The sequence below is a fragment of the Streptomyces sp. NPDC049813 genome (genome assembly GCF_044465085.1).
Taxonomy (GTDB): domain Bacteria; phylum Actinomycetota; class Actinomycetes; order Streptomycetales; family Streptomycetaceae; genus Streptomyces.
In genome coordinates this window covers 183455-190193 of sequence record NZ_JBITLI010000013.1, presented here as the reverse complement: position 1 = coordinate 190193, position 6739 = coordinate 183455, and the positions used below count along the sequence as shown (strand labels likewise).

Sequence of the window (6739 nt, the reverse complement as noted above, 5' to 3'; positions counted from 1 at the left end):
GGAGGTTTTGGCGGGGCGCGGGGTTCGGGGGCCCGGGGCGCGCGTCCTGGTGTGGCGGGGGGGGGCGGGGGGGCGGCCCGGGGGGGGGGGGGCCGGGGGGGGGGGGGCCCCCCCCCCCCGGGGGGCCCCCCCGCCCCTTTGTGCTCACGTCACGGGGCTCCGCCCCGGGCCCCGTTGCCTCTCGTACGAAAGACAAGGCCGGAACGTGCTCGCCTCCCTCGCTCTTCTCGCTGTCACGCTCGTGTTCGCGGTCGTGCGCCCGCGTAACTGGCCGGAAGCGGTGGCCGCCGTGCCGGCCGCCGGGATCGCGGTCGCTGCCGGGCTGGTGAGCGGGGACCACGCCTGGGCCGAGACGAGGGAACTCCTGCCCGTCGTCGGGTTCCTCGCCGCGATCCTGCTCCTGTCCCAGCTCTGCGCCGACGACGGCCTGTTCAAGGCGGCCGGGGACGCCGTCGCACGGGCCTGCCACGGCAGCCCGACGCGCATGCTCGGCGGCGTCTTCGCGGTGGCCGCCGCCGTCACCGCCGTCCTCAGCCTGGACGCCACGGTCGTCCTGCTCACCCCGGTCGTCTTCGCCACGGCGGCCCGGATCGGCGCCCGGCCGCGCCCGCACGTCTACGCCGGCGCCCACCTCGCCAACTCGGCGTCCCTGCTGCTGCCCGTGTCGAACCTGACGAACCTGCTGGCGTTCACCGCGAGCGGGCTGACCTTCAGCCGGTTCGCCGGCCTCATGGCGCTGCCCTGGCTGGTCGCCGTCGGTGTCGAGTACGCGGTGTTCCGCCGGTACTTCGCCGACGATCTCGCGGCGCCCGCGCACGAGCCGGACCCCGGCGAGGCGACCCCCGTCCCGGTGTTCACGCTGGTCGTGCTGGCGCTGACGCTCGCCGGGTTCGTCGTCACGTCGTTCGCGGGCATCGAGCCGCTGTGGGCGGCGCTCGCGGGCGCCGTCGTGCTCGGCACCCGGTCGCTGGCGCGGCGCCGCAGCACCCCGGGCGAACTGCTGACGGCCCTGAACCTCCCCTTCTGCCTCTTCGTCCTGGCCCTCGGCGTCGTCGTCAGGGCCGTCGTCGACCACGGGCTCGGCGACGGCATCGCGCACCTGCTGCCCGACGGCTCGTCGCTGCTGACGCTGCTCGCCGTCGCGGGCGTGGCCGCGGTGCTCGCCAACCTCATCAACAACCTGCCCGCGATCCTCGCCCTGCTGCCGGCCGTCGCCCCGGCGGGCCCGGGCCCGGTGCTCGCCGCGCTCATCGGCGTCAACGTCGGTCCGAACCTCACCTATGTGGGGTCCCTGGCCACCCTGTTGTGGCGGCGGATCGTGCACGCCCACGGCACGGAGCCCGACCTGGGCGACTTCACCCGGCTCGGACTGCTCACCGTGCCCGCCACGCTGGTCGCGTCGACGGCCGCGCTGTGGGCCGCGCTCGCGGTTCTCCCGTAGCCGGGACCTCTGCCGGGACCGGTCTGCCGGGGCCCTCTTCCGGGGGCCTTCCGCGGTCTCCCCGGGTCGACCACGGTCCCGCCCGCACTTGGACCTTTGTCCGGAATGCTTGGACGTTTACGTTTCGGCTGGTTCTCGTACTTCCCAGGGACATCTGGCGTGGCTAGCGTCCCCGCCGAACCAGTCAATGGGTCAGTTGCAGACCATTACGCGCGGAGGTCCCGTGTCCTCGTCCTCGCAGTCCCCGGCAGCCGACGGGTCCCCCGACGTGTCCCGCAGACGCCTCATGGCCATCGGCGGGGGCGCGCTCGGCGCCGCGGCCGTGGGATCGTTCCTGCCGCCCTCGCTCCAGCAGGCCGTCGCCGCACAGGCCGAGCACGGGGCGCCGCCCCGCGGCGGGCTCGACGCCATCGAGCACGTGGTCGTCCTCATGCAGGAGAACCGCTCCTTCGACCACTACTTCGGCACCCTGCGCGGAGTGCGCGGCTTCGGCGACCGCAACGCGATCCGGCTGCCCGGCGGCACGAGCGTCTTCGAACAGCCGGGCGCCCCGCGCACCGTGCTGCCCTTCCCCGTCCGGGAAGCGGCCCGGACGCAGAAGAAGGACCTCCAGTACATCGGCGCCCTCGACCACTCCTGGTCCGGCGGTGCCAAGGCCGCGCACGGCGGCTGGCACGACGGGTGGATCACCGCCAAGACCGCGGCCACCATGGCGTACTACACGCGCGAGGACATCCCGCTCCACTACGAACTCGCCGACACCTTCACCGTCTGCGACGCCTACCACTCCTCCATCCACTCCTCGACCAGCCCCAACCGCAACCACCTGTGGAGCGGCAGGACCGGCTATGAGCCGACCGGCGCGCGGGCGGTCGGCAACGACGCGTACGACGAGGGCACGCACCCCGGCTACGACTGGGGGACGTACGCCGAACGCCTGGAGAAGGCGGGGGTGAGCTGGCAGACGTACACCGAGTGGGAGAACTTCACCGACAACCAGATCGAGTTCTTCTCCACCTTCAAGGCGATCGCGCGCAAGGTCCTGGCCGGCACCGGCCTGACGTACATGGAGGCCTTCTACGCCCAGGTGCGCGACGCGAAGGACGACGCCGCGCGCGCCGAGCTGCTGGCCACCCTGGACAAGGGCGTCGCGACGCTCGGCAAGCGCGAGCGGTCGCTGTTCGAGCGGGCGCTGCGGCGCGTGCCTACCGGCGAGCTGGCCACGGCGTTCGCCCACGACGTCGCGCACGGCAAGCTGTCCCGCGTCTCCTACCTCGTCCCGTCCGCGGTCGACTCCGAGCACCCGTCCGTCTCCTCGCCGGTCCACAGCGCCACCATCGTCTACAAAGTGCTCGACGCGCTCGCCTCGCACCCCGAGGTGTGGAAGAAGACCGCCGTCTTCATCAACTACGACGAGAACGACGGCTTCTTCGACCACGTGCCGCCGCCCGTCCCCGGCCCCGACGTCGCCGAGGAACACTGGCAGGGCCTGCCCACCGGGCTCGGGGTGCGGGTGCCGATGCTCGTCGTCTCGCCGTGGACCGTCGGCGGACACGTCTGCTCGGAGGTCTTCGACCACACCTCCGTGATCCGGTTCCTGGAGCAGTGGACCGGCGTCCGCGAACCCAACATCGGCGCCTGGCGCCGCCAGGTCACCGGCGATCTGACCGGCGCCTTCGACTTCCGCCACGGCCACCGGCAGCCGGAGGTCGAACAGCCCGGCGCCGTCCCGGAGTTCAGCGGCCGCTGGGCCCCGCAGCCGCCGCTGAACCAGACCATGCCCGTGCAGGAGCCCGGCACCCGGCCCGCCCGCGCGCTGCCGTACCAGCCCGACGCGCACCTGCGCGCGCACGACGACGGGCTGACGCTGAACCTTGTCAACACCGGACGCTCCAGCGCCCACTTCGCGCTCTACCCCTACGCGGGCGAGTTCACGGCCCCCGTCCACTTCGACGTCGTCCGGGAGACGGCCGTGCCGGTGCGCGCGGGCGCGTACGACTTCGTGGTGACGGGACCGAACGGGTTCCGGCGCGAGTTCCGCGGGCGCCCGGACTTCGGGGCCGACGTCACGACGACGGTGGACGCCCGCGCGCGGGCCCTGCGCATCCGGCTGCGCGGCACGGGAAAGAGCGCCCGGACCTTCACCGTGGGGGAGCGGACGGTCGTCGTCCGGCCCGGCCGGACCGTCACCGTGGTGCACGAGACCGAGCGGACGCACGGCTGGTACGACGTGGAGATCAGCTCGGGGGACGCCTTCCACCGGCGGCTGGCCGGGCACATCGAGAACGGCCGGCCGAGCGTCTCCGGCTGACCCGGGGCGCGGCACGGACCCATGTGAGTAAGGCCACGAAAGCGACAAAGGATCACTTCTGGCTGTAAGAGTGACAGCCCCTTGCTCAAGTGTTCTTTGCGGGCCCGTTCAGCTGATACAGCCGATCACCGACTGTTCCCGGTAAAGATCCACAAAACCCCCAGGGAGCACGTCCGTGGCCGCACTCGCACGGTGGTGTGTCAGGCACCGGCTCGTCGTCGTCCTGCTGTGGCTGCTCGCCCTCGGTGCCACGAGCGCGGCCGCCGCGGCCGCCGGGTCCGCCTACTCGAACGACTACGAGGCGCCCGGCACCGAGTCCGGCCGCGCCACCCACCTGCTCGACGAGGGCTTCTCCGGTCTCGGCGGCGACAGCGACACCGTCGTCTGGCACATCGACGGCTCCACCGTGCGCGCCGCCGACGTCGAGACGGCCATGAGCAACACCCTGGACCGGATCCGCGAGCTGCCCGGCATCTCCTCCGTCGCCTCCCCCTACGACGCCCGGGGCGGGGGACAGATCAGCGCCGACGGGCACACCGCCTACGCCACGGTCACCTTCGCCGAGCAGGCCGACGACATCCCGGAGAGCCAGGCGCGGGCCGTCGTCTCCACGGCGCGCGCGGCCGAGACCCAGGGCCCGGACGGCCTGCGGGTGGAGCTCGGCGGCAGCGCCGTCGCCCTCACCGAGCCGACCTCCGCCCACCTCTCCGAGATCATCGGCGTCGTCGTCGCGGCCGTCGTGCTCCTGCTCGCCTTCGGCTCACCGGCCGCCGCCGCCCTCCCCATCGCCACCGCGCTGACCGGCGTCGGCACCGCCTACGCGGGCATCGGGCTGCTCGGCCACGCCATGACCGTCGCGGACTTCGCGCCGATGCTCGGCATGCTCGTCGGCCTCGGCGTCGGCATCGACTACGCCCTGTTCATCGTGGTCCGCCACCGGCGCGGACTCAAACGCGGCCTGCCGGTCGCCGCCGCCGCCGAACAGGCCGTCGCCACCACCGGCCGGGCCGTCGTCTTCGCCGGTGTCACCGTGTGCATCGCCCTGCTCGGCATGCTCGTCCTGCGGCTCGGCTTCCTCAACGGCGTCGCCATCGCCGCCTCCCTCACCGTCCTGCTCACCGTCGCCGCCTCCGTCACCCTGCTGCCGGGCCTGCTGTCCTTCATCGGGATGCGGGCGCTGTCCCGGCGCGAGCGGCGCCGGCTCGCCGCGCACGGGCCCGAGCCGGAGGTGCCGACCGGGCTCGCCGCCCGCTGGGCCGCCTTCGTCGAACGCCACCCGAAGCTCCTCGGCGGTCTCGCGCTGGCCGCCGTCACGGTCCTCGCGCTGCCCACCCTCTTCCTCCACCTCGGCACCTCCGACCAGGGCAACAACCCCGAGTCCAGCACCACCCGGCAGGCCTACGACCTGCTCGCCGACGACTTCGGGCCCGGCGTGAACGGGCCACTCACCCTGGTCGGCACCGTGCACGGCGCCCCGGACAAGCTCGCCCTCGGCCGGCTCGCGGGCGACCTGCGCGCCACCGACGGCGTCGCCGCCGTCTCCCCGGTGACGTACAACCACGACGACACCACCGCCTACCTCACCGTCGTCCCGGACTCCGCGCCGCAGTCCGGCGCCACCAGCGACCTCGTCGACCGGCTGCGCGCCGACGTCGTCCCCGCGGCCGAACAGGGCAGCTCCCTCCAGGTCCAGGTCGGTGGCGTCACCGCGAGCTACGACGACTTCGCCGACGTCGTCATCGGCAAGCTGCCGCTCTTCGTCGGCGTCGTGGTCGGACTCGGCTGCGTCCTGCTGCTCCTCGCGTTCCGCTCGGTCGGGATCCCGCTGAAGGCCGCCGCGATGAACGTCGCGGCCGTCGCCGCCTCCTTCGGCGTCGTCGTCGCGGTCTTCCAGTGGGGCTGGGGCAGCGAACTCCTCGGACTCGGCCGCTCCGGACCCATCGAACCCTTCCTGCCGGTCATCATGGTCTCGGTCCTCTTCGGCCTCTCCATGGACTACCAGGTCTTCCTCGTCAGCCGGATGTACGAGGAGTGGCTGGAGACCGGCGACAACCGGCGGGCCGTGCGGGTCGGCCTGGCCGAGACCAGCCGCGTCATCAACTCGGCCGCCGTCATCATGATCTCCGTCTTCCTCGCCTTCGTGCTCAGCGGCGACCGGGTGATCGCCATGTTCGGCATCGCCCTCGCCGCCGCGGTCGCCGTCGACGCCTTCCTCCTGCGCACCCTCCTCGTCCCCGCCCTGATGCACCTGCTCGGCGGCGCCAACTGGTGGCTGCCCGGCTGGCTCGACCGCCGGCTGCCCCGCCTCAGCATCGAGCCGCCGCAGTGCCGGGCGGCGGCGGATGCGAGGATCCCCGGGCAGCGCGCCGCGGCCGACGGCCCGCTGGACCAGGCACGGCCGAGGGAGCTTGATGTACGCGATACCGCTGAGTGACGACGGCGCCGAGCTGCGCCCCCTGGAGACCTGGCACGCCGCGGAGTTCCTGCGCCACCTCGACCGCGGCCGGCAGTTCATCGGGCGGTTCATCCCCTTCGGCAAGGACGCCACCGACGTCGCCTCCGCCCGCGCCCTCCTGCGGCGCTACGCCGACAAGCGCGCCGCGGACAGCGGAAGCCTGCACGGCATCTGGCAGGACGGCGAACTCGTCGGCGGCGTCCTCTTCCGGGTCTTCGACGCCGCGGCGGGCACCTGCGAGGTCGGCTGCTGGCTGGAGCCGGCGGCCACGGGGCGCGGACTCGTCACCCGCGCGGCCAGGATCCTCATCGACTGGGCGGTCGAGGAGCGAGGCATCCACCGGATCGAGTGGGTCGCCGCGGCGGGCAACACCCCCAGCACCAGCGTCGCCCGCCGCCTCGGCATGCGGCGCGACGGCGTCCTGCGCGAGGCGTCCCTCCACGACGGCGTCCGCCACGACCTGGAGATCTGGTCCGTCCTCGCCCCCGAATGGCGCGCCGCGCGCGAGGCCCCCGGGAAACGTTAAGAGACT

At 73.3% G+C, this 6739-nt stretch carries 4 protein-coding genes; all 4 read left to right on the top strand.

Annotation, left to right across the window (positions count from 1 at the left end; all coding sequences use genetic code 11):
- Positions 1–205 precede the first annotated feature (205 nt).
- On the top strand, positions 206–1441 hold the full coding sequence (locus ACIBW6_RS25515; protein WP_399063404.1) for an SLC13 family permease: 1236 nt from the start codon (positions 206–208) through the stop codon (positions 1439–1441).
- Between the two features lie 286 nt (positions 1442–1727).
- Positions 1728–3752 (top strand): phosphocholine-specific phospholipase C, encoded by a 2025-nt coding sequence (locus ACIBW6_RS25510; RefSeq protein WP_399063547.1) that lies wholly within the window; start codon positions 1728–1730, stop codon positions 3750–3752.
- A 175-nt stretch (positions 3753–3927) separates the two neighbouring features.
- The gene (locus ACIBW6_RS25505) at positions 3928–6186 is read left to right on the top strand and encodes an MMPL family transporter (protein ID WP_399063402.1); all 2259 of its coding nucleotides are present in this window, start codon (positions 3928–3930) and stop codon (positions 6184–6186) included.
- Complete coding sequence (locus ACIBW6_RS25500; RefSeq protein ID WP_399063400.1) at positions 6164–6733, top strand: GNAT family N-acetyltransferase; 570 nt, start codon at positions 6164–6166, stop codon at positions 6731–6733. The genes ACIBW6_RS25505 and ACIBW6_RS25500 overlap by 23 nt, the downstream gene beginning before the upstream one ends.
- Positions 6734–6739 lie beyond the last annotated feature (6 nt).

Coding starts and splice junctions, on each gene's coding strand:
- ACIBW6_RS25510 (WP_399063547.1), top strand. CDS start 1,728: ATGGCCATCGGCGGGGGCGCGCTCGGCGCCGCGGCCGTGGGATCGTTC.
- ACIBW6_RS25500 (WP_399063400.1), top strand. CDS start 6,164: ATGTACGCGATACCGCTGAGTGACGACGGCGCCGAGCTGCGCCCCCTG.